Raw genomic sequence first — 22943 nt, forward strand, 5'->3', positions numbered from 1 at the left:
GTGAAAAACCGGCTGCTCATGTTCCGTTTTTCAGGTGGATGCAGGTTCTCCGAAGACGCGGTTGCCGAGCTGCCTAACCAAATACCCTTTTTCCCTGCAGATTCTTTCAACAGGCGTTTCCCGTCTTATCCGCCGGCAGGAAGATGAGCGGAATGAACGGCGGTTTTCCGTAGGGGCGAGCCACTTATGCAGAGGAAGATGCAAGCGACCGGGAATCCCGTCAGAATGAAAACGGTTTTGTAAGGATGCCGGGAAGAGCAGGGTGTTGATTGCTGCCCGTCCGATTTCCGTAGACAAGAGTTTCCGGCCTGTTTTTTCTGCGCTGCGGCATTTTTGCGGAATAGGAAAGAGGGGCTGGCAGGAGAGCGGAATGCTCAGCCTTTGCGGTAGTTTACAAGCGTTTCCACATATATTCCGGAGATACTGCCGCCGTCCATGGGGGTTATGTCCTTGAATACGGGGTTGATGGGCCGCAGCACGTATTCCGTTTTTCCTGTTTCCTCGTTTTTCCTGCGGATCAGTTTTTTCAGGGTAACGCCGCGTCCGTCGTTGTATTCCACGATGGCGCCCGGTTTGGGGATGGGCGGAGCGGTATGGCGCCGCATGACCACCAGGGAGCCGTCTGGGATGAGGGGTTCCATGGATTTTCCTTCTACGCGAACCACGTATTCGTTTTTATCCAGGGGCCTTTCCATGTAAATGGTAGACGGGACGGTGTCGCTTTCCGCAAGGGAGCCTGCGGCGATGTTGCCGATTATTTGCGTACTGTATTCGCGCCTGGCTCGTTCAGCATGGGACGGGAATTGCCTGACCTGGGGAAGCAAGGGGAAGCGTTTTTGCCGCAGCTGGCATGCCTCCGTCGCTTCATCCGCCAAATCCGTCAGCCACTGGCGGAGGGGGACGCCTTTTTCAGAGGCGGCCCGTTCATATTTCCTCATGCGCTCTTCCGTGATTTCCAGAACGAGGCGATTGGTCTGGGCAGGTTCGTTTTCCGGTTGAACCGTTTTGTATTGAGACATCAGGGATTGGATTTTCAACATGGCGCTGGCGGGAAAGGGGCCGGAGGGGGAGAGCCAGTTATTCACCGTACCTTTTTCCGTACTGCATTCCAAGGCAAGCCAGTCACGGTTTTTCCCAATGGCTTTCAACCAGCGTTTCACATCCCCTTTTGTCGGTGTCATGGCTTGATGATACACGATTTTCGTGAATTGTCGATAGAAAGAATTAAATTGAATTCGTTAAAATATGTTGACTGATTAACGAAAATCGTTAAAAAGGCGTTATGAACTACATGCCTTTAGATCTTTCCGTAATGCAGCCGGAGCCTTTTCCGCATCCCGTGATGATGAGGTCCGACCTGCATCCCAGAAAACAGCCCTCCCGGGAAGAAAAGCGGGGCGTTTGTTCCGGTTCCGTCTGCGGCGCGCTGCGGGCGCTGGTTCGTCAATGCTGGGAAGATGCGGAGCGGCGAAAGCTGGTAATGAACATTCTTTCCGTCGCCGGAGCCTGCGTTTTCGGCCTGATGGCTGTCGGCGTGTTCTGGCTGGCTGTTGAGATGGATAATTCCGCCTTGCAGGCTTCCAAGCCTTCCTGTTCCATAAAACCGTAAGCCGGCCCTTGCTCAGGGAGCCGGAGCGAGTTTTCCCTGTGGAGTTGCTTTCGGGAGTGAAACGCCCGCGGACACATTGAAAGGCTCCGACTGGAACAGCCGCCGGAGTTCCGGCGGTTTTTTATTAGCAGAACAGTTTTAATGGAATAGCCGGGGAAGGGTATGGGGCGTGGAGTATTGCATTCTCATGCTGGTTCCGGATTTTTTGCCGGAGGGAGCCGTATGAAATGGAACAGGAACGCCTTTCCCCCGTGTGGCCGCTTCCCGTTTATCCGGAGCGGTTCGGTTTCATTCTAGCGTGACCGGCTGTTCCCTGGTGGTCTGTCTTGCCGGGATTTGAGGCGGGGATGATGGGCCCTGAGGCCGTATTGTTCATCATTCCGGGCCTTGTGATAATGGTCGGGAGGCTGGAGGCGGAAAATGCCGCCTGGAATGGGGAACTTTCCTCTTCGGGATTTTTTCCAGGTAACAGATGCTCTTTCTGCGGGGAACGTGAAAAATGAAGAGGTTTTTTCCGGTTTTGTCTGTTGAGAAATAGTTTTATGACAGTCAATGTATATTGAATGTTAATATATTAATAATGATGAAGCAGAAAGTGCTAAAAATCTTTTGCATTATAGTTACTATAAGGAATAGCCTGAATGCAGAAAGAAGAAGGCATGGTACGCGGACGTCGTCTTTTCCCTTCTTTTTCCGGAATCCGGCCGGCGCCGTTTGAAACGGCATATCATGAAAAACAACAGACTTTTTATCAAATCATCGCCATGACCAAGAGAATGATTAAAAATGCTTCCTACGAAGGGGAACGCCCCCTGTTCGCTTCCCGCCATCTCAGGCTGGAAGACGTCATTATTTATCCGGGGGAATCAGCCCTGAAGGAATGCTCCGACATTGAAGCCGTACGGTGCGAGTTCCAGGGGAAGTATCCTTTCTGGCATAATGACGGGCTGCTGGTGGAACATTGCCTGTTCAGGGAAGGCGCCCGGGCCGCCATCTGGTATTCCCGGAATCTGCATATGAAGAATACGCGCGTGGAAGCGCCCAAGATGTTCCGTGATATGGACGGGATGGTTCTGGAGAACGTCGTTTTGACGGATGCCCTGGAATGCTGCTGGCACTGCCGGAATGCGAAACTTCGCGACGTTCAGGCGGAGCATGGGGATTACCTGTTCATGCACGGGGAGAATATAGATGTTGACGGCTTCCGCCTGAACGGAAATTACTCTTTCCAATATTGCAGGAATGTGGTGATACGGAATGCGGAAATCCATTCCAAGGACGCTTTCTGGAATACGGAGGACGTGACGGTGTATGATTCCGTAGTGGACGGGGAGTATCTGGGCTGGCATTCCAGGAACCTTCGTCTGGTGAATTGCCGCATTTCCGGCACGCAGGCGTTGTGCTACGCGGAAAACCTGGTTTTGGAGAATTGCACGCTCGGAGAGGATGCGGATCTCTGCTTTGAGTATTCCTCCGTGCATGCGGAAATCAAAGGGCGTGTGCACAGCGTCAAAAATCCGCGCAGCGGCCGCATCGTCGCGGAAGAGTACGGGGAGATTATTCTGGACGAGCATTGCAAGGCTCCGGCCAATTGCTCCATTGAAACGGGAAAAAAACAATCCGGAGAAGCCGCATGAAGTACGATTTTGACACTGTTGTTCCGCGCCGCGGCACGAATTCCTACAAGTGGGATTCCATGCCCCGGGAGGATATTCTGCCCATGTGGGTGGCAGACATGGATTTCCGTACGGCTCCGGCGGTGACGGAAGCCATCCGGAAAAGGGCCGAACACGGCATTTTCGGTTATACGCGGGTTCCTGATTCCTATTATGAGGCGGTCGTGAACTGGTTTGAACGCCGCCACGGCTGGAAGATTAATCCGGAATGGATGATTTATACCACGGGGGTGGTTCCCGCGCTGTCTGCCGTCATACGGGCCCTGACGGTTCCCGGAGACAAGGTGCTGGTGGAGACGCCTGTGTATAATTGCTTTTTTTCCTCCATCCGCAATAACGGATGCGTTGCGGAAATCTGCCCTCTGAAATATGAGAACGGCAGATATGAGCTGGATGCGGATGAGCTGGAACGTAAAGCGTCCGATCCCGCCGTCAAGCTGATGCTCCTGTGCAATCCCCATAATCCCGCCGGGCGCGTCTGGACAAGGGAAGAATTGGAGGAGATGGCTGCCATTTGCCGGAGAAACGGAGTTTTCGTAGTGGCTGACGAGATTCATTGCGAACTGACGTATCCGGGCCATCCCTATACGCCGTTCGCTTCCCTTTCAGAGGACGCCCTGCGCCATTCCGTCACCTGTATTTCCCCCAGCAAGGCGTTTAATCTGGCGGGCATTCAGATAGCCAATATCGTCGCGGCGGATGAAGAAGTCCGGAAGAGGATTGACAAGGCCATCAACATCAATGAGGTGTGTGACGTCAATTCCTTTGCCGTGGATGCACTGGAAGCGGCTTATAACGGCGGGGAGGAATGGCTGGAGGAACTGAAGCTTTACCTTTACGGGAATTACGAGATAGTCCGCGATATGCTGGCCGAACGCCTGCCGCAGCTCCGTGTGGCGCCGCTGGAGGGGACCTATCTGGTCTGGATAGATTGTTCCGATCTGGGGCTTCCCTCCGCAGAGATCGTCCGCCTGCTGGAAGAGGAGGGGCGGGTGCTCGTCAACGGCGGGGAAATGTATGGGGAAACGGAGGGGCGCTTCATTCGCCTGAACATCGCCTGTCCCAGGAAGCTGCTGCTTGAGGGGCTGGAGAGAATCATCCGCACGCTGTGCGGCCGCATTTCCGGAACACGAACGTGCCCGGCGTCTCCTGCAGGTTTTTAACAGGTAGAACGGTTTTAATAACAAGTAATCAAGTTGGCATGGAAAATAAGATGACGAGAAGAGCATGGCTCCAGTCTTCCACCGCAGCCCTGGCGGGCCTGGCTTTGCCGGAGTATGCCCTGGGCGCGGTTGCGGAGAAGGGTGGAGCTTCCAGGGTCTGGATGACGAAGGAAATTTCTCCGGAGGCTCTCGTGAGGATTTACGAGGCTCTGGGGCGTCCGGCCGCGGGAAAGGTAGCCGTCAAGATCAGCACCGGGGAACCGGGCGGCCATCATTTTCTGAGTCCGGCCTTAATCAAAGGCCTGGTGCAACGGGTGAACGGCACTATCGTGGAATGCAATACGGCTTACGGAGGCAAACGCTCACGGACGGAGGACCATTTGCAGGCTGCGAAGGATCACGGTTTTTCCGATATTGCGCGGGTGGATATCATGGACGCGGAAGGAGAGTTCACTATCCCGGTGAGGGACAGGAAGCATCTGGAATACGATATCGTGGGGGATCATTTGAAGAATTATGATTTCATGGTCAATCTGGCCCATTTCAAAGGGCATGCCATGGGCGGCTTCGGCGGCGTGATCAAGAACCAGTCCATCGGGGTTGCCTCAGCGGCCGGGAAGGCGTACATCCATTCCGCCGGAAAGTCGCGGGATGTTTCCTCCGTATGGAACAATCTGGCCAGGCAGGATGATTTTCTGGAGTCCATGGCGGCTTCCGCGCAGGCCGTGGCGGATTACTTCGGGGACAGAATTCTATACATCAATGTGATGAACAATCTGTCCATTGACTGTGATTGCGATGCCCACCCCCATGCGCCGGAAATGAAGGATATCGGTATTCTGGCTTCCCTTGACCCGGTTGCTCTTGACCAGGCCTGCCTGGATCTCGTTTACGCCGTCAAACCGTCTGAAGGGAATGACAACAGGCCTCTGGTGGAGCGTATTGAGAGCCGCCATGGGCGGCATACGGTGGAGTACGCCGAGAAAATAGGCCTGGGCAGCAGGAAGTATGAACTGAAAGAACTGAAACCGCTGCAGGCCGTTTAATTGGCAATTTCCTTTTTAGCATCAAAAAACAATAGAAAAAACTGTTATGGAAAAAATCATTTTGAACAATGGCGTTACGATGCCTGTCCTGGGGTTTGGCGTTTTTCAGATTCCCGACGCTAAGGAGTGCGAACGCTGCGTGCTGGATGCGATTGAGGTCGGCTACCGTTCTATTGATACCGCGCAGATTTACGGCAATGAGGAAGCCGTAGGCCGCGCGGCGGAGAAAAGCGGGGTTCCTCGGGAAGAGTTGTTCCTCACCACGAAGGTGTGGATTTCTAACGGCGGGTATGAGAAGGCGAAGGCGTCCATTGACGAATCCCTGCGCAAGTTGCGTACGGATTATCTGGATCTGCTGCTCATCCACCAGCCTTTCAACGATTACTACGGCACTTACCGGGCCATGGAAGAAGCGAACCGGGCCGGAAAGGTCCGTGCCATCGGCGTAAGCAATTTTTATCCGGACCGCTTTGTGGATCTGGCGGAGTTCTGCGAGATCAGGCCCGCCGTCAACCAGGTGGAAACGCATGTGTTCAACCAGCAGAAAAAGGCCCGTGAAGTGATGGAAAAGTACGGTACCAGAATAGAATCCTGGGGACCTTTTGCGGAAGGCCGCAATGGATTTTTCACGAATCCGGTATTGAAGAGCATCGGCGAGAAGTACGGCAAAACCCCGGCGCAAACAGCCCTGAGGTTCCTGATTCAGCATGGAATTATCGCCATTCCGAAGACGACCCGACGGGAAAGGATGGTGGAGAATTTCAACGTCTTTGATTTTACTCTTTCCCAGGAGGATATGGAGGCTATCGCCAGGCTTGACCGGGGAGAGAGCCTTTTCCTGTGCCACCAGGATCCGGAATCGGTTTTGTACCTGATCAATTACGGGAAGTAATCATTCACATTAGATATTGGACATATGACCGTTATTTCATTGACAAGGATTTGTCTGGCTTTCTCCGCAAGCCTTTGCTGCGCAGGGAGCTTATCCGCTGAACATCATCATACCGACACTAACAAAATCATGACCGAAAAACTGAATGTAACGCAGGAATGGGATAAAGTGTTTCCTAAAAGCGACAAGGTAACCCACCGCAAGGTAAGTTTCCGCAACCGCTATGGCATTACGCTGGTTGCGGATTTGTATATACCCCTGAATGTCAACGGGAAATTGCCGGCTATTGCCGTTTCCGGTCCTTTCGGCGCCGTGAAGGAACAATCTGCGGGCCTTTATGCCCAGACGATGGCCGAACGCGGTTTTCTGACGATCGCGTTTGATCCCTCGTATACGGGAGAAAGCGGCGGATTTCCCCGCTATGTCGCTTCCCCGGATATCAATACGGAGGATTTTTGCGCCGCCGTCGATTACCTCTCCACCCGGGATGACGTGGATTCGGAACGTATCGGAATCATTGGCATTTGCGGCTGGGGCGGCATGGCGGTCAATGCGGCGGCTATCGACACCCGCATCAAGGCTGCGGTAACGTCCACGATGTACGATATGAGCCGCGTGAACGCGAACGGCTATTTCGACGCGATGGACGCCGACGCCCGTTATGAGCTTCGCAAACAACTGAATGCCCGGCGCACGGATGATGCGAAGAACGGTTCTTATGCTCTCGCGGGGGGCGTGCCTGATCCTCTGCCCGCGGATGCGCCCGGATTTATGAAAGATTATTACGATTATTATAAGACGCCCCGCGGCTATCACAAGCGTTCGCTCAATTCAAATGGCGGATGGAACGTTACCTCGGCGCTTTCTTTCATCAATATGCCCCTTCTGGCGTACAGCGGTGAAATCCGCAGCGCCGTGCTCATGATTCACGGAGAAAAAGCCCATTCACGTTATTTCAGCGAGGACGCCTTCAAGAAGTTGAAAGGGGATAACAAGGAGCTGATGATCATTCCCGGCGCGAGCCATGTGGATCTTTATGACAATCAAGCCGGCGTTATTCCGTTCGATAAAATCGAACAGTTCTTTTTGAAGTATCTGAAATAAGGCGATTCTGCGGCTGAATTTGGGGAAGAAAGATGGAACGTAATGAAACGCAAGGATTTTCTCAAAATAACGTCCGGTTTTGCCTTATCCCTGGTTTCCCGGGGATGGGCCGGGGAGGGTTCTTCTTTGCTTCTTGATGGTCCGGGGTCTTCTTCCGGGGCGCCGAAGAAGGGTTTTCCTGGGGAATCCCGGCGCCTTGGAGACCTGGAAGTGTCCCCCATCGGGCTGGGTTGCCTGCCGATGGTGGGTTATTACGGCGGCAAGTATGATAAACAGGAGATGATTGCCCTGATACGCCGGGCTTTTGACAAAGGAGTTACTTTTTTTGATACGGCGGAAGTGTATGGGCCTTATATCAGTGAGGAATGGGTGGGTGAAGCTCTCGCCCCTGTCCGCGACCAGGTCAGGATAAGTACCAAATTCGGTTTTGGCGTGGAGGAAGGCCGCCCTTCTTCCCTGAACAGCAGGCCCGACCATATCCGGCGTGCGGTAGAAGGTTCCTTGAGACGTTTGCGTACCGACCATATTGACCTGCTTTACCAGCACCGGGTGGATCCGGACGTTCCCATGGAAGAAGTGGCAGGTACGGTGAAGGAACTGATGCGGGAAGGAAAAGTGCTGCATTTCGGACTGTCCGAAGCCGGCGCCCGTTCCATCAGGAAGGCCCATGCCGTGTGTCCGGTGAGCGCCGTCCAGAGCGAATACGCTATCTGGTGGCGGGAACCGGAGAGGAAGATTTTTCCCACGTTGGAAGAATTGGGCATCGGTTTTGTTCCGTATTGTCCGCTGGGACGCGCTTTTCTGGCAGGAGCCGTCCGGGAGGACAGCCGTTTTCAAAAGCCGGACCGCCGCGCCACTTTGCCCCGGTTTACGCCGGAAGCCCTCAGGTTCAACATGCCGCTGGCTGTTCTTGTCCGGGAATGGGCGGAAAGCAGGGGTATGACTCCGGCCCAGTTCGCCCTGTCCTGGATGCTTTCCCGGAAACCGTGGATTGCGCCTGTTCCCGGAACAACCAATCCAGCCCATCTGGATGATTTTCTGGGAGGAACTTCCGTTCGCCTGTCCGAATCGGAACTCAAGGAATTTGATCTTGCCTGTTCCAGGCTCCCCCTGATGGGGCACTGGGCGGATCCATTTACGGAGAGCCAGATAGACAAGTAGTTTTGCCGATGCGTTTCCCTTCCGTTCAAATGCCATAGAGTTGTTTGCGGCGAGGGGAAGATATTAAGCTGTTTTTAAGAAAGAGACATATGATACTGATTTTCGGAGCATTGCTGGCGGTTTACGTTTTCTGCCGCGCTATTTTGCCTCTGAAGCTGAAATGGGGCTGGAAGCTTCTGCTTGCCGCCCTGCTGGCGGTGGCGGCATTCAAATTCCACTTGCTGCATTTGTTTGGAGGCCCCATGTTTTTCTCCCCGGTTTTGCCGGAAGACGTTCTGCTGGCGGCCGCGTGGCTGTTCTCCGTTCTTTTCCTGTTCTTTTTCCTGCTGCTGGCGGCGGATGTGGCGCGGGCGCTGTATCTGCTGGTTTTGTTCTGCCTGCGGAGGAACAGGACGGAGAGGTTCCGCGTCATTGGCAACCGGGTGAATGTTGTTTTGCTGGTTCTTTCCGCCGTGCTGGCAACTGTGGGCATGCTCGGAGGCACCAGAGTGCCCCAGGTGAAGGAGGAAACGATTGCCGTGAACCGCCTCCCGGAGGAGGCGGACGGATTGACGGTCGCCGTGCTGGCGGATCTTCATGCGGACGGCATTACAAGGGAGGACCGCATTCGGAAGATTGTGGAGCGCACGAACACCCTGAATCCGGACATCGTCGTGATTGCCGGAGATTTCGTGGACGGGACTGTATCCGAGCATGGCGGCGATTTGAGGCCTCTTGCGGATTTGAAGGCCAGATACGGGGTGTTCGGCGTGCCGGGCAATCATGAGTATTACTCCGGTTATGAGGAGTGGATGGAGTTCCTGCCTGCCCTTGGAATTCGCATGCTTTTTAACGAACACGCGCTGGCGGGAGGGGAGGCCGTGGTATTGGCCGGCGTGACGGATCCTGTAGCCGGCCTTATGGGGAAGGAGGAGCCGGATATAAGCAAGGCGTTGCAGGGCGCCCCGGAAAAGGGAGTACGCATTCTTGTTTCCCACCAGCCGCGGCTGGCCCGGGAAGCGGCGGAGCACGGCGTAGATCTTCAAGTGTCCGGCCATACGCACGGAGGCATGATTACCGGCATGGACCGGCTGGTGGCGCGTTTTAACGAGGGATTCGTCTCCGGGCTGTACACGGTTGGTCATATGAAGCTGTATGTTTCCAACGGGTCAGGGATTTGGAACGGCTTTCCCATCCGCATCGGCGTTCCGTCGGAAATTGTCCTGATTCGGCTTCGGAAAGAATAATATATTGATTAGAAGAATTTTAGGAATTGGTTCGGGTATGGCTTCCGGAATAGTTGAAAAAACATATTGACTTATAGTTACTCTAATATTTAGACAGAAATGAGGAACAAGGTTCGCGCAAAGGAATGCCGGATGAAAACGTTTTTTCCGGCCGCCTTCTGCCGCTCCTTTTAACCGGATAAAAATATATGAAAACAATATCAACGATATGCGCTCTGGCCGCGGCCCTGATGACAGGAGCCGGATGTCCGGGGCAGGAACAACCCAAGGTTTCCGCGGAGCCTTCCAGCGTTCTCATTGCTTATTATTCATGGGGAGGCAATACGAAGTACGCCGCTGCGCAAATTCAGAAGGCGACGGGCGGAACGCTGTTTGAAATCAAGCCGGTCAAACCCTATCCCTCCGAATATCGGGAATGCACCGTGCAGGCCAGGAAGGAGATTCAGGAAGGAGTGCGGCCGGAACTGGCCTCCAAGGTGGAGGATATGGGCAAGTACGATGTGATTTTCATCGGCAGCCCCAACTGGTGGAGCACCATTGCGCCGCCGGTCGCGTCTTTCCTGGCAAGTTACGACCTTTCCGGGAAGACGGTGATTCCATTTGTGACGCATGGGGGCGGCGGCATGGCGCGCTGTGCGGACGAGGTTCGGAAGCTGTGTCCCAAGTCCACCGTTCTCAAGGGAGGCGCTTTTGCCGGGGAAGGAATACGGATGACGAGGGCCGCGCTCGTCAAGTGGGTCAATGAGACGATTTCCATCAACAAATAATGATTTTATGAAACGAACCATCGCGGGAATGGCTTTTTCCCTTGCCTGCCTGATGAACCTTTCAGAAGCCCAAACCATAAATCACGATAAAGTGGAAATGGAGAATGGCAAAAATACGGGCATGTGCGTCAAGTTACCGATGCAGCCTGATGGTATCGTTCGTCTCTCAAAAATAGAAGTGCATTCTGAATATTTGGAGGAATATATGAAGTACGCCATCGAAGTGGGGGAAATCTCCCTGCGCACGGAACCGGGCGTGTTGACCATGTATGCTGTTGCGGAGAAAGAAAATGCCTGCAAGATAACCATTCTCGAAACTTACGCCAGCCAAAAGGCATATAAGTCGCACATCGCATCGGCTCATTTCCAGAAATACAAGCAGGGAACGAAGCACATGGTTAAGGCATTGGTTTTATCCGATCAGACGCCGCTGAATCCTTCAAGCAGCATTGCTAATATTATTAAATAACAAAATAATGAATAAGATTATTTTATTTCTTTCAATTGGTTTTTTCATAACAAATGCTATGTCGCAGGAAAAGATAGTACAGACGGCGGGACGCACTCAGTTAGGAGAGTTTGCTCCCAAATTTGCGGAACTTAACGATGATGTTCTTTTCGGTGAAGTATGGAGCCGGACTGACAAGCTCGGTCTGCGTGACCGCAGTTTGGTAACCGTCACCTCCCTGATCAGCCAGGGCATCACCGACAATTCGCTCGTTTTCCATCTTCAGTCGGCAAAGAAGAACGGCGTTACCCGCACCGAGATTGCTGAAATCATCACCCACATCGGTTTTTATGCCGGTTGGCCGAAAGCATGGGCGGCATTTAATCTGGCCAAAGACGTATGGGCGGAAGATACGGCGGGCGAAGACGCCAAAGCCGCTTTCCAACGTAAGATGATTTTCCCTGTAGGCGAGCCGAATACGGCATACGCCAAGTATTTTACAGGCAACAGTTATCTTGCGCCCGTTTCACGCGAACAGGTGAATATCTCCAATGTGACCTTTGAACCCCGCTGCCGCAATAACTGGCATATTCACAAAGCGACGAACGGCGGCGGGCAGGTGCTTATCGGCGTGGCCGGACGCGGCTGGTATCAGGAAGAAGGAAAGCCTGCTGTGGAAATTCTTCCTGGCACAGTCATCCATATTCCCGCCAATGTGAAGCACTGGCACGGGGCTGCCGCCGACAGCTGGTTCTCCCATTTGGCTATCGAGATTCCCGGTGAGAATGCATCCAATGAATGGCTTGAGCCGGTGACGGATGATGAGTACGATCAGCTTCAAAAATAAAACGGATTTTTTATGACCGCCGCGGAATGTGCGGAGGCGGCGGGAAACAGATAAGAACGCAGAGCGGCCGGGATTCCTCATTGGGAAATCCCGGCCGCTTTCTGTTGCGGATTTAAGGCAGGGCTTATTCCTCAGGAGCGATGTTCGGCTCGCTGGCGCTGACGTAGTTCAGCGGATTGCAAATGTCCGGCCTGCGATTTTCCAAAAGATCCTGGTAGAATTTCTTCTTGTATTTCAACACTTCCATTTGTTTTTTCAGGATGCGGAGCTGTTCCCGGAGACTTTTTTCCTGCTTGAAAATCAGTTCGGCGCGTTCCGGAATGGTGGAATCCCCTTCCTGACACAGGTCGATGTAGTGTTTGACGCCTTCAATCGGGAGGCCCGTCATCCGGAGGCAGTGGACCAGGCGGAGCCACCCCAGGGTGTAGTCGGAAAACATACGGGCATTTCCTCCGCTGCGGTCCACGTCCGGGATTAATCCGGCGTTTTCATAATACCGGATGGTGTAGGCGGACATTTCCATCATTTCCGCAACCTGTTTGACAGTGTATCTGGGGGTGCGGTCATAGGAAGGGCGGTAGGTGCCGGAGGGATTTTTCTGTTTAATCATCGTGTGACTGATAACTTACAGTTACTCTAATATACGAGGTGGCGCCGGATGACAAGTTTTTTACTGTGCTTCACGGAGATAACGTATATTAAAGACCAGGGAAAACGGCGGAAAATTCATTCCGGAGCGGGAGGAACGGGCCATGCGCCGGAATATCGGGGAGAAAGGGAGCAAATGAGTTGACTGGCTTTTCCGCCCCGTTACAATGAGGCCCGCTCCGGGGACGGAGCCCATAGTCATGATTATCGCCTCCCTTTCCGATTCCGCCCGTTACGAAATGTTGAATCCCCTGTTCAGGAGAGCTTTCGATTTTATCAGGGAAGCTGCTCCGGCAGCCCTGGAAGCGGGCTGCCATGTCCTGGAGGAAGACGCCCTGACCGTGATGGTGAATGAACCGGTGATGAAGAAGCGGGAAAAGGCCCGCATGGAAGTGCATGACCGGTTTATTGACATTCACGTGCCCCTTTCCCGGGAAGAAGGATTTATGTGGAAGGACCGCGCGGCGCTGGAAAAACCTTCCGAACCGTTTAACAGGGAAAAGGACGCGCAGCATTATGACGATGCGCCGGACACCTCTTTTGTCGTGAGACCGGGGCAGTTCGCCATTTTTTTCCCGGAGGATGCGCATGCCGGCTGCATTGGGGAAGGGAAGCTTCTGAAACTGGTGATTAAAGTCAGAACGGCCTGAACCCCATTCCGGAAAAACAGTCCGGAGTGGAGAACAGGCCGTTTCTTCGTGTCCGTTCTGGCTCTTTGCGGGCGGGAACCGCGTTATTTGCCGTCTTCCTCCCGTGTGTCCTGAGATGCGTGTTCCGGAATCCATACGGCCACATTGCCGCCGTGGACGAGAAACCGGCCGTTGCCTTCTTCATCAATGATGACGGTTTCTTCCACGTTGCCGGTAGCTTCCTTCCATGTTTCCCCTGCGTGCTGCTTGCCCACGTTCATGACTTTGTCTCCGTCTTCTCCGTTGGAAATGAGCACGGCCACGCCGGAATGCGGGTGGTCATGATCCCCCACGCGGGTAAAGCCGATGGTGTTCGGGTGGTCAAAGTAGTAATTTTGTTCCCCGAAAGCATGGTTTTTACGGATTTCCAGCAGGATGTCGATGATGGCGCGGTGCATGGGCGGGTTGCCGCTCACACCGTAATAGTCCCCGTAGAAGAGACAGGGATAGCCTTCCTTCATGAGCAGGATGAGCGCGTAGGCAGAGGGCTTGAACCAGTCTTCCACAGCTGATTCCAGGGAACTGCCCCACTGGGAGTCATGATTATCCACAAAGGTAACGGCCAGCGTAGGATGGTTCTGAACCAGGGTTCCGTCCAGAATTTTGGAAAGATCGTAATCGCGGCCCTGCTTGGAGGCCTGGTACATATTGTAGTGCAGGGGGACGTCAAACAGATCCACTTTGTAGCGTTCTTCCTTGAGGTAGTCGTCCAGGGATTCCAGATCCTGTTTCCAGTATTCGCCCACGGCGTAGAAGTCTGCTCCCCTTTCCTTGCGGACGGCCGCCAGGAATTTCCTGATGAATTCGTCATTGATATGCTTGATGGCGTCCAGCCTCATGCCGTCCAGATCCAGTTCCCGGGATACCCATATTCCCCATCTTTCCATTTCTTTCACCACTTCCGGGTGGTTGAAGTCCAGATTGGCGAACATAAGGTAGTCGTAGTTGCCGTTTTCTTCATCCACGCCTTCGCTCCAGCTTTTGCCGTCTCCCATAATCTTGAAGATGGAGGTTTTTTCCGTGCGCGCGTCGTAGTCCGTTCCGGTGAAGTGGTACCAGTGCCATTTGAAGTCGGAATATTTGTTTCCGCGGCCGGGAAAGTTGAAACCGGTCCAGCCTTCAATCTCGTAGGCGTCCGTAATTTCCTTGTCGCGGTTCTGCTGGTCCACTTCCTTGGCCATGAATTTTTCCGTATAGTCCGCCCCGGCCTTGTGGTTCATGACGGCGTCCAGATAAACGCCTACATGGTGTTCATGAAGGGCCTTGATGGCCTCCTGGAGTTCCTGCCTGGTGCCGTATTTGGTGCGGACGGTGTTTTTCTGGTCGAATTCCCCTAGGTCAAAAAGATCATAGGTGCCGTACCCTACGTCGTTTTGTTCCTTCCCTTTGTAGGCCGGAGGAATCCAGACGGCCGTGACGCCCATTTCCTCCAGATGAGGGGCGTCATCCTTCAGCTTGTTCCAAAACTGTCCGTCGTTGGGCAGGTTCCACTCAAAATACTGCATCATGATTCCGTTTTTCATTTGATCTGATTCCTTGTAAATACTGTTCGGGTTGTTGCGCTTCCGGAAGCTGTCCGGTGGAAAAGCGGTTCTCCCGGGAGGGGCCCCGGAAGGGGAGACCATGCGAGGCCTTCAACAGAATAGAGTCCTGAAAGTGCGGCGCGTTAGGCGTACTGCCGGTCTTATGTCCCGCAAAAACGCCAGCGGGAAAAACGGCAAGGCAGGGAGGACTTTTCTCCGGAGAATGGGAAAAAGCGTTTCACCGCCTTCCATATCCCCCCGGAAAGAATGTGCCCTGGGGCGGATTCGTGCCAATAAGGCAGGGGGGAGAAAGGTTATGCCTTTCCCGTGCCGGGAACCAGGTAGTGCCTGTTTTTCAGCCGGTAGTATTTCAGGAACCGGCGGATGAAGAGCAGGGTGACGATAAAGGAAAGCACGTCTGCCAGGGGGAGGGATGCCCAGACTCCGTTCTGCCCCCAGAAACCGGGCAGGACCAGCAGGAACGGCAGCAGGAAGAGCATCTGGCGCGTCAGGGACAGGAAGATGGCCAGACGGGCTTTCCCAATGGCCTGGAAGAAGTTCCCGATGATGATCTGGCTGCCGATGAGCGGAAAGGCCAGCACGCAGATGAGCAGGCCGTTGGCCGCCAGGCTGATGAGCGAGGCGTCATCCGTGAAGAGGCCGGCAATGCCGCGGGGAAAGAGGACGCAGGCCAGGAAGCCCAGCGTGGTGAAGGACGTTCCGGCCAGAACTCCGTATTTGAGAGTGAGCAGAACGCGGCCCGGCTTCATGGCTCCGTGGTTGTAGCCGATGATGGGCTGCATTCCCTGCGTGAGGCCGATGACGAGCATGGCGAACAGGATAAGAATGCGGTTGATGATGCCGTAGGCCCCGATAGCCAGGTCTCCCCCATGGTCCGCAAGCTGCCTGTTGATGGCGACGGTAACCGCGCTGCCGCAGACGTTTACCAGGCAGGGAGCCAGCCCGATGGACAGGATGCCGGTGACGATGGCTTTGCGCAGCTGCCAGATGCCGCGGCGGAAGTGGACTGTGCTGGCCGCATCGGAAAAGTGGAACAGCACGCGCACCATGCCGACGATCTGGGCGAGAAGGGTAGCCACGGCGGCTCCGGTAATGCCCCATTTGAACCAGAAGATGAAGATGGGCGCCAGGATGATGTTGATTCCTACGGAGAGAAGGGTGGAGCCCATGGCTTTTTTAGGGTAGCCGGTAGCTCGCATCACATGATTGAGGTTGAAGAAGACGTACGTGACGGGCAGTCCCAGCAAGGTAATGAGCATGAAGTCGTGCGCATAGGTGAGAGTCTGCCCGCTGGCGCCGAAGGCGGTCAGGATTTCCGTAAGGAAAAGGAGCGTGGGAATCACCAGCACCACAGCGGCAATCAGACTCATGATGAGGACGTTGCCAAGCGTGCGCTCAGTGCCTTCCTGGTCTTTTCTTCCCAGACGGATGGAGCTGATGGCCGCCCCGCCGATGCCTACCAGCGTGCCCAGCGCGAAAGTCAGGTTCATGATGGGGAAGGTGACGGCCAGGCCGGACAGGGCCAGAGGCCCCACGCCGTGGCCGATAAACACGCTGTCAATGATGTTGTACAGAGAGTATACCACCATGCCGGCGATGGAGGGCAGGGAGTACTGGATCAGCAGACGCCATACGGATGCGTTTTCCAATTCTGCGATGTTGCGTGACTGGGTTGCCATGGACGTTCCTCCTTTCAAAACAGGCAGCAAACTATAAAAACGCGCGGATGGGTTGTCAAGCTGTCCACCTGTCCGGAAAACGGCCTTTTCCCCAGTTCCGGAAAGAGGGCTGTTTTTGATTGACTGTGGAAGCTTTTGGGAGTTGAGTCCTTTCCGCCTTTTTCAGAAGCATGCCATGACCATATCCATTTTCCCTTTCCTGCGTGTTGTCTCCGTTTGCGGAGCCGCTTTTCTGGGTTCTTCCTGCCTGCCCATGTTCGGCGCCGGGCAGGTGCTGGCGGGAAGCAGACTTGCGGACGGCCTGCTGTCCCCTTCTTCTCTGGATCTGGTGTGGAGGGGAGACATCCGTTCCTTTCCCTCTTCCGGTTTGAGTACGCCCCGCGGGTTCAAGGTTTCTCCCGCGGATTCTTATTCCCTGCTGATGGAAGCTCGCCCGGGAATTGCCGGAGAGTGGGCCTGCTATCATGACCGCGGCAGTTACTACTGGGCTTTTGTAGCCGGAAAGAAAGAGGAGGAAGCGGGACTTTACGCCGTGCGCCGCGGTGTGGCCGTAAACGGTATTTCCGGAGAAATTGAAGATGCCCCGGCCGCGCAGGATGTCCGGCCACCCTCCGTCATGTAAGCGCAGGTTCTGGTCTTTTTGCAAAAAAATGCTGCCGGAGCCCCGTTTCCCGGCAGGTTGGACACGATAGGTTTGACAGGCAGGCGTTATTGCGGGCGTATTATTGGCCGCATGAAGTTCCTTTTATTATCGTTTGCATGGATGTGCATGGCTTGCGCCGGAGCATGGGGGCAGGATACGGCCCCGTCCTTTCCGGCCAACGGAGCCAATTACAGGCAGTTTCCGGCGGAGCGGCCTCCGCTGGTTCCCAAACCCCAGCAGCTTCGCTGGGACGGCAGGGTTATTCCCGTGCAGTCCGTGCGCATTCTGGCTCCGTCTCCGTCCAAGACTTCCTATCCGGAGCAGATGAAGTTCATCGTTTCCGAGTTGAAGTCTTTTCTGGCGGATCACCGCGTGAAGGTGGCTCCGGACGGGACGTTTGCCATTAAATTCGTCAAGGGGGATGTGAAAACCGGCACGGAAAATTCCAAGCTGAAGGAGGAAGCCTATTCCCTTCGTGTAACTTCCGGCGGCGCGCTCATTACGGCGATGGATACCAGAGGATTCTACTACGGCATGAAAACGCTGGAGCAGCTTCTTCTGCGACGCGGCGGGACGACGACTATTGCCGCCTGCGACATCGTGGACTGGCCGGATTTTGAAATCCGCGGGTTCATGAACGATGTGGGACGCAATTACATGCCGCTGCCTCTGATTGCACGGGAGCTGGATTCCATGGCGCAGCTTAAGCTGAACGTTTACCACTTCCATTTTACGGAGAATCCCGGCTGGCGGCTGGAATCCAAAATTTATCCGGAGCTGAACGATTCCAGGAATTATACGCGCATGCCTGGCAAGTTTTACACGCAGAAGGAGTTTAAGCAGCTGGTGGAGTACTGCCGCCTGCGCAACATCCTGCTGATTCCGGAGATGGATATGCCGGGGCACAGCCAGATGTTCCGCAAGGCGCTCAACGTGAAGATGAGCGATGAAAAGGCCACCAAGGCCCTGGTGGCCCTGATCAAGGAGTTGTGTTCCCTGGTTCCCAAGGAGAAAATGCCCATTATCCACATCGGCACGGATGAGGTGCGCGGCAGGGATGAGCAGGTGAACAATGAGATTCTGAAGGAGTACATCAATGCTGTGGAATCCTGCGGCCGCATTCCCATGAGATGGCAGCCCGGCCTGACGCCGAAGGGTTATAACGGTTCCATCCAGCAGTTATGGTCCGGCCGCCAGAACCGCGGCGCATGGCCTACCGACGGGGCGAAGTACGTTGATTCCCTGGAAACTTACCTGAATCATCTTGATCCGTTTGAAACGGCCATGACGATGTATTTCCGCCGGGCGTGTCCGTTCCGGAATGCGGAAGGACTGGGCATGATGCTGTGCTCTTTTCCGGACCTGGAAATCACGGATCCGCGCAACCAGGTGCTTCAGACGCCCGTTTACGCCGGGATGGCGTTCGTTTCCGAACCCTTGTGGAACAATCCCCATGAGAAGGTGCAGGGAGATCCCAACCAGGACGAATACATGAAGTATTTTTCCAATTTGCCCGTGCAGGGAGATCCTCTGCTGAAAGGATTTGCGGATTACGAGAACCGAGTGCTCGCCATCCGGGACCGTTTTTTCATGGATAAGGAGTTTAATTACGTGCGGCAGGCGAATATTCCCTGGAAATTGCTGGGGCCTATTCCCAACGGCGGTAAGACGGAAACGGAATTCGCCCCGGAAGAGGACAACAAGGCAGGGAAGATGAAGGATTCCTACGAGATTGACGGCGTCACCTATGAGTGGTCCGGAGACGATTACACGGGGGCCACCATCATTTTCAAGCATTACTGTGATTTTCCGACGCTGTTCAATGGCGCGAAGATAGGAGCTTATCCCCACAAGAACCATACTTATTATGCGCAGACCTGGATTTATTCCCCCAAGGCGCAGACGGTGCCTTTCTGGATCAGCGGACATACCTGGGCCACGTCCGACTGGCGCAATGGTCCGGCGAGCGTTCCCGGCAAATGGTTCCATGCGGATCCCAAATTTTTCGTGAACGGCCGGGAGATTGCCCCCCCGCAATGGAAGAAGCCGCGCAACAGCGGCGTGCTGGTGGATGAAAACTACCATTTCCGGGAGCCTTCCATGGTTCCGTTGAAGAAGGGGTGGAACCGCGTGCTGGTGAAGAGCCCCAGCAACAATTCCGCGCGCCGGTGGATGTTCACTTTTGTTCCGGTGCTGGTGAATCCCAAGACGCCCGGATGCAATGTGAAGGAATATCCCGGCCTTAAATTTTCCACACGCCCGGAATAGAAAATTGCGTGATGAGCATCTGGAGTTGAGATAATCCGGTTGCGGTATCCGCCATCATCATTACAAAAGAAGCCGCGCTTCCTGCAAAAGCGCGGCTTCTGATTGCATGCAAAGGACGCGAATACGAAATTAAGCCCTCCCCGGCGGCGCGTCATCAGAGCGGCAAGTCCCGGCAGGCTGAGGGAAACCGTGGGCGGTTCCGGCACGGGAGTATGGGAAGAACCGCTTTATTGTAGTTTCAATGAAAGCCGGGTAATTCTGTATTGTTACAGTATTTTCCAGGGAATATTTTCCAATAGTTCGTCAAAGCCGAGCCCCGTGCCTCCGGGAACAGCTGCCTGAGGGGTCATGCCGCCCATCTGGTCAATAAAGGGGTCCGGCTCAAACAGGAGGTGCGTGCAGAGGCCGCAGAGGGGAATTTCCGTGGGAAGGAAGTTGCGGTAATACTCCGCCGCCTGGTAAACGGCCCAGAGCTGCCCTACGGGGTGATCCATGACGGTAGTGAAGACGGGAGGCTCGTAAAGGTATTCCGGCGTTGCTTCCCGCGCGGGTTTGACGATGCGGATGATGGGCAGGTCTGAGGAAATAGCCGGCTGGTGTTCCACGTCCGAACCCATGTCCAGGGCCAGAGGCATGCCGGCGTCCACCAGACGTTCCCAGCTCTGGATGGAGAAGGGGCACGGGTCTTCTATGAAGTCTATCCTGGTTTTCAGATGGTGGGGCAGGGATTTCCAGAATTTCAGGGCATCGTTTTCATTCAGGCATCCGTTGAAATCCAGCCGCCAGCGCCAGGAGGGGACCATGGATGCCAGCATCGTCAGCCGTTCCAGGGAGGCGGCCAGATTGGCGCTGGCCTTGATTTTTCCTGCCTTGAATCCCTTGGATTCCATGATGCGAATGGTGGCGGGGCTGACGCAGGAGGGCAGCGTGGCGTGGCTTTCCGGAATGTGAAGACCGTCAAACAAGCTGACGCCCCTCGCGCGTGCTTCTCCGTCCGTTCGGGCGCATTCCGCGGCGCGGACGCCCAAAGGCAGAGGGCGGCCCTTCTTGAGCGCGTCCAATTCCTCCTGCAGGGTGGCGTCTCCCAGTTCCGGCCACGGCTGGATGCAGCCGTACCCGCCTTCATCCGTTTTAATAAGGGCTCCCTTCCTGCACACTTCCGCGGCTCTGGCGTTCAGAGGGCCGCAGGCTGTTAAAGAATATTCATGGTAAAACACAACTTTAATTCAAACAACCTTTCCATCTTTTGTCACGATGAAAAAAGGTTTTCATTGGATTTTGGAGGGGGAAACGTCTAAGCTCTGCGTCATGTACAGAACATTGGTGTTCGGAGCGGACGGCCGGGTGGGAAGCCGTCTGGCAGCGTATCTGGAAGAACATGGCCTGGAGGTGGTGAAGTGCGGACGGGGCTTTTGTGATTTGAAGGATTTAAGCGCGTTGAAACGTGTTCTGCTTTCTTCCGGAGCCACTCATGTGGTGAATTGCGCCGCTGTGAGCGGATTGGAAGCCTGCCTGGATGATCCGGAGATGGCCCACCGCGTCAACGCCATGGCTCCGGAGATGATGGCGCGCATTTGCCGCCTGGAGGGTATGCGCTTTATCCATTTGAGTACGGATTATGTGCTGGACGGCAGGAGGAAAGGCCTGAAAACGGAGGAGGGGAAGTGCCGTCCCGTGAATGTGTACGGGGAGTCCAAGCTGGAGGCGGAATTCCGTGTGCGGGAGGAGATGCCGGATGCTCTGGTGGCCCGCGTTTCCTGGGTATTCGGCAATCCGGGACGGCCTTCATTCCCGGAAATGGTGCTGCGGCGGGCGATGAAAAGGGAGCCCCTGGCCGCCGTGGCGGACAAATGGTCCATGCCCACATGGGTGGAAGATTTGTGCGCATGGCTCCGTTTTCTGGCTTATGAGAGCGGGGCTTCCGGCGTGCTGCATTTGTGCCAGTCCGGAGAGCCTGTTTCCTGGCACAGTTATGCCGTAACCGTACTGAAATGCGCCGTGAAGCACGGGTTGCTGCCTTCTTTGCCGCCCGTGGCGGAACAAAAGCTCGACGAACAGGCCGGTTTCAGGGATGCTCGGCCCCGGCATACCGCCATGTCCTGCGAACGGCTCTCTTCCCTGATGAAGCAGCCCGTGAGGGCGTATGAAGAGGCCATCGACATGGCCGTGGCCCGCTATGCCGCAGATCCAACCTTTCTCTCCAGCATTTCATGAACGATTTCCGCAATTCCCATGATTCCCGCCCCAGACCCGTTTACCGGGACCGCCGTTCCCAGCCGGGCCGTCCGCGCACGGCTCCCAAAAAGAACCTTTTTGCCAACAAGTCGCCGGAAGGGAGCGAGCAATGGCTCAAGCCCTGGGTGGAGCTGAAGTATTTCACATACAATCCGGCCGTGTTCCCCCGCATGCTCGGCTCCGTAAGCGGGGAAATAGCGCCGGGTAGCCTGGTAAACGTCTATGACAAGAATGGTGAATTGTTCGGCGCCGGATTCTGGAATGAGGCCAGCCGCACGCCCCTGCGCATGGTGCACCACGGGAAGGACGCTTTTGCCGAACGGGATCTGGATGCCGCGCTGGAACGCGCCGTGAAGCTGCGCCGGGAAGTTCTGCGCCTGGATGAGACCACGAATGCGTACCGTGTGCTGCACGGAGATTCCGACGGCCTGGGCGGCCTGGTGGTGGACCGTTACGCGGACGTGCTGAGCCTGGAGGTGAGTACTCTGGCCGTCTGGCAGAGGCTGGACCGCTGGCTGCCCCTGCTGCACCGTCTGTGCGGCACAAAGCGCCATGTGGTGCAGGTGGATGAGGGCATTGCCCGCATGGAGGGCATCCGGGCGGAGGAGGCACCGGCATCCCCGGCTCCCGTCAGGCTGGTGAAGATTGTGGAAAACGGCATCACCTACGAAGTGGACTTCGCCCAGGGACACAAGACGGGCTTTTTCTGTGACCAGCGTGACAACCGCCTCAAGTTCGCCTCTCTGGTGAAGGGGGCCACGGTGCTGGACCTGTGCTGCTACAGCGGCGGCTTTTCCATTGCCGCCAAGATGCTGGGCGGAGCGGCGGAGGTAACGGCTGTGGATTTGGATGAAAAGGCCGTCGCCATGGCTAAGAGAAACGGAAATATCAACCGTCAGCGCATTGACTTCGTGCATGCGGATGCCTTTGTCTATGCGCGCCAGATGGTGCGCAACGGCCGCCTGTTTGATGCCGTGCTGCTGGACCCGCCCAAATTCATCATCGGCAGGGACGGATATGAAGAGGGTATCAAGAAATACCATGATCTCAATATGCTGGGGCTGCAATGCGTGCGCCCCGGCGGGCTGTTTGTCACCTGTTCCTGTTCCGGGCTGCTTTCCCCCGCGGAGTTTGAGCATACCGTCATCAAGGCCGCCCAGCGGCAGGGGCGCAAGCTCCAGATTATGGCGATGACCGGCCCCGGCTGGGACCACCCTTTCCTGAGCACTTATCCGGAGGGCCGTTATCTGAAGGTTCTGTGGGCGATTGCCCTGTAGCTGGAGTTTGAGCCCCGGGAT

Annotated in this window: 21 protein-coding genes; 16 read left to right on the forward strand and 5 right to left on the reverse strand. The window is 55.2% G+C overall.

Features of this window, described 5'->3' with window-relative positions:
* Nucleotides 1-374: 374 nt before the first annotated feature.
* Nucleotides 375-1181, reverse strand: coding sequence for a LexA family protein (locus O4G22_RS09360; RefSeq protein ID WP_306701627.1), 807 nt, complete (start codon nucleotides 1179-1181; stop codon nucleotides 375-377).
* A 161-nt stretch (nucleotides 1182-1342) separates the two neighbouring features.
* Between O4G22_RS09360 and O4G22_RS09365 the strand changes: the two genes are divergently transcribed.
* The 11 genes from O4G22_RS09365 to O4G22_RS09415 all read left to right on the forward strand — a co-directional run bounded on the left by O4G22_RS09365 (nucleotide 1343) and on the right by O4G22_RS09415 (nucleotide 11939).
* A complete protein-coding gene (locus O4G22_RS09365) occupies nucleotides 1343-1609 on the forward strand; it encodes a hypothetical protein (RefSeq protein ID WP_297851212.1) in 267 nt (88 codons plus the stop codon).
* Nucleotides 1610-2373: 764 nt separating this feature from the next.
* A complete protein-coding gene (locus O4G22_RS09370) occupies nucleotides 2374-3246 on the forward strand; it encodes a DUF3737 family protein (protein WP_306701628.1) in 873 nt (290 codons plus the stop codon).
* Nucleotides 3243-4448 carry a MalY/PatB family protein gene (locus tag O4G22_RS09375; RefSeq protein ID WP_306701630.1) on the forward strand — a complete coding sequence of 402 codons (1206 nt, stop codon included), beginning with the start codon at nucleotides 3243-3245 and terminating at the stop codon, nucleotides 4446-4448. Before O4G22_RS09370 ends, O4G22_RS09375 begins: the two co-directional genes overlap by 4 nt.
* 38 nt (nucleotides 4449-4486) lie before the next feature.
* Nucleotides 4487-5494: a DUF362 domain-containing protein gene (locus O4G22_RS09380; protein WP_306713874.1), complete on the forward strand. Its 1008-nt coding sequence runs from the start codon at nucleotides 4487-4489 to the stop codon at nucleotides 5492-5494.
* A 46-nt stretch (nucleotides 5495-5540) separates the two neighbouring features.
* A complete protein-coding gene (locus tag O4G22_RS09385; RefSeq protein WP_306701632.1) occupies nucleotides 5541-6386 on the forward strand; it encodes an aldo/keto reductase in 846 nt (281 codons plus the stop codon).
* 24 nt (nucleotides 6387-6410) lie between these two features.
* Nucleotides 6411-7490, forward strand: coding sequence for an alpha/beta hydrolase (locus O4G22_RS09390; protein WP_343230161.1), 1080 nt, complete (start codon nucleotides 6411-6413; stop codon nucleotides 7488-7490).
* A 42-nt stretch (nucleotides 7491-7532) separates the two neighbouring features.
* Nucleotides 7533-8651: an aldo/keto reductase gene (locus tag O4G22_RS09395; RefSeq protein ID WP_306701633.1), complete on the forward strand. Its 1119-nt coding sequence runs from the start codon at nucleotides 7533-7535 to the stop codon at nucleotides 8649-8651.
* An 89-nt stretch (nucleotides 8652-8740) separates the two neighbouring features.
* On the forward strand, nucleotides 8741-9877 hold the full coding sequence (locus tag O4G22_RS09400) for a metallophosphoesterase (RefSeq protein WP_306701634.1): 1137 nt from the start codon (nucleotides 8741-8743) through the stop codon (nucleotides 9875-9877).
* 188 nt (nucleotides 9878-10065) lie between these two features.
* The gene (locus O4G22_RS09405; RefSeq protein WP_306701635.1) at nucleotides 10066-10644 is read left to right on the forward strand and encodes a flavodoxin; all 579 of its coding nucleotides are present in this window, start codon (nucleotides 10066-10068) and stop codon (nucleotides 10642-10644) included.
* Nucleotides 10645-10651: 7 nt separating this feature from the next.
* On the forward strand, nucleotides 10652-11113 hold the full coding sequence (locus tag O4G22_RS09410; RefSeq protein WP_094136239.1) for a putative quinol monooxygenase: 462 nt from the start codon (nucleotides 10652-10654) through the stop codon (nucleotides 11111-11113).
* A 7-nt stretch (nucleotides 11114-11120) separates the two neighbouring features.
* On the forward strand, nucleotides 11121-11939 hold the full coding sequence (locus tag O4G22_RS09415; protein WP_297668407.1) for a carboxymuconolactone decarboxylase family protein: 819 nt from the start codon (nucleotides 11121-11123) through the stop codon (nucleotides 11937-11939).
* 124 nt (nucleotides 11940-12063) lie between these two features.
* Here the strand turns inward: O4G22_RS09415 and O4G22_RS09420 are convergent, their stop codons facing one another.
* Nucleotides 12064-12549 (reverse strand): MerR family transcriptional regulator, encoded by a 486-nt coding sequence (locus O4G22_RS09420; protein ID WP_102759281.1) that lies wholly within the window; start codon nucleotides 12547-12549, stop codon nucleotides 12064-12066.
* 238 nt (nucleotides 12550-12787) lie between these two features.
* Between O4G22_RS09420 and O4G22_RS09425 the strand changes: the two genes are divergently transcribed.
* A complete protein-coding gene (locus O4G22_RS09425) occupies nucleotides 12788-13237 on the forward strand; it encodes a YhcH/YjgK/YiaL family protein (protein ID WP_180974620.1) in 450 nt (149 codons plus the stop codon).
* An 83-nt stretch (nucleotides 13238-13320) separates the two neighbouring features.
* Here the strand turns inward: O4G22_RS09425 and O4G22_RS09430 are convergent, their stop codons facing one another.
* Both O4G22_RS09430 and O4G22_RS09435 read right to left on the reverse strand, forming a co-directional pair.
* The gene (locus tag O4G22_RS09430) at nucleotides 13321-14799 is read right to left on the reverse strand and encodes an alpha-amylase (protein WP_290488302.1); all 1479 of its coding nucleotides are present in this window, start codon (nucleotides 14797-14799) and stop codon (nucleotides 13321-13323) included.
* A 314-nt stretch (nucleotides 14800-15113) separates the two neighbouring features.
* Nucleotides 15114-16499, reverse strand: a complete 1386-nt coding sequence (locus tag O4G22_RS09435) for an MATE family efflux transporter (protein ID WP_306701637.1) — start codon at nucleotides 16497-16499, stop codon at nucleotides 15114-15116.
* A 175-nt stretch (nucleotides 16500-16674) separates the two neighbouring features.
* Between O4G22_RS09435 and O4G22_RS09440 the strand changes: the two genes are divergently transcribed.
* Together O4G22_RS09440 and O4G22_RS09445 are read left to right on the forward strand one after the other, a co-directional pair.
* The gene (locus tag O4G22_RS09440) at nucleotides 16675-17121 is read left to right on the forward strand and encodes a hypothetical protein (RefSeq protein ID WP_290488304.1); all 447 of its coding nucleotides are present in this window, start codon (nucleotides 16675-16677) and stop codon (nucleotides 17119-17121) included.
* 111 nt (nucleotides 17122-17232) lie between these two features.
* A complete protein-coding gene (locus O4G22_RS09445) occupies nucleotides 17233-19410 on the forward strand; it encodes a family 20 glycosylhydrolase (RefSeq protein ID WP_290488305.1) in 2178 nt (725 codons plus the stop codon).
* 266 nt (nucleotides 19411-19676) lie between these two features.
* On the opposite strand, the gene O4G22_RS09450 is transcribed toward O4G22_RS09445, so the two are convergent.
* Nucleotides 19677-20627 carry an enolase C-terminal domain-like protein gene (locus O4G22_RS09450; protein WP_297668409.1) on the reverse strand — a complete coding sequence of 317 codons (951 nt, stop codon included), beginning with the start codon at nucleotides 20625-20627 and terminating at the stop codon, nucleotides 19677-19679.
* A 91-nt stretch (nucleotides 20628-20718) separates the two neighbouring features.
* Here O4G22_RS09450 and O4G22_RS09455 point away from each other — a divergent pair, with 91 nt between their 5' ends.
* Both O4G22_RS09455 and O4G22_RS09460 read left to right on the forward strand, forming a co-directional pair.
* Entirely contained in the window at nucleotides 20719-21624 is a 906-nt protein-coding gene (locus O4G22_RS09455) for an SDR family oxidoreductase (protein ID WP_290488307.1), read from the forward strand.
* On the forward strand, nucleotides 21621-22922 hold the full coding sequence (locus O4G22_RS09460; RefSeq protein WP_094136230.1) for a class I SAM-dependent rRNA methyltransferase: 1302 nt from the start codon (nucleotides 21621-21623) through the stop codon (nucleotides 22920-22922). The genes O4G22_RS09455 and O4G22_RS09460 overlap by 4 nt, the downstream gene beginning before the upstream one ends.
* Nucleotides 22923-22943: the final 21 nt, after the last annotated feature.

The organism is Akkermansia muciniphila, from assembly GCF_030848305.1.
GTDB classification, from domain to species: Bacteria; Verrucomicrobiota; Verrucomicrobiia; order Verrucomicrobiales; family Akkermansiaceae; genus Akkermansia; species Akkermansia muciniphila_A.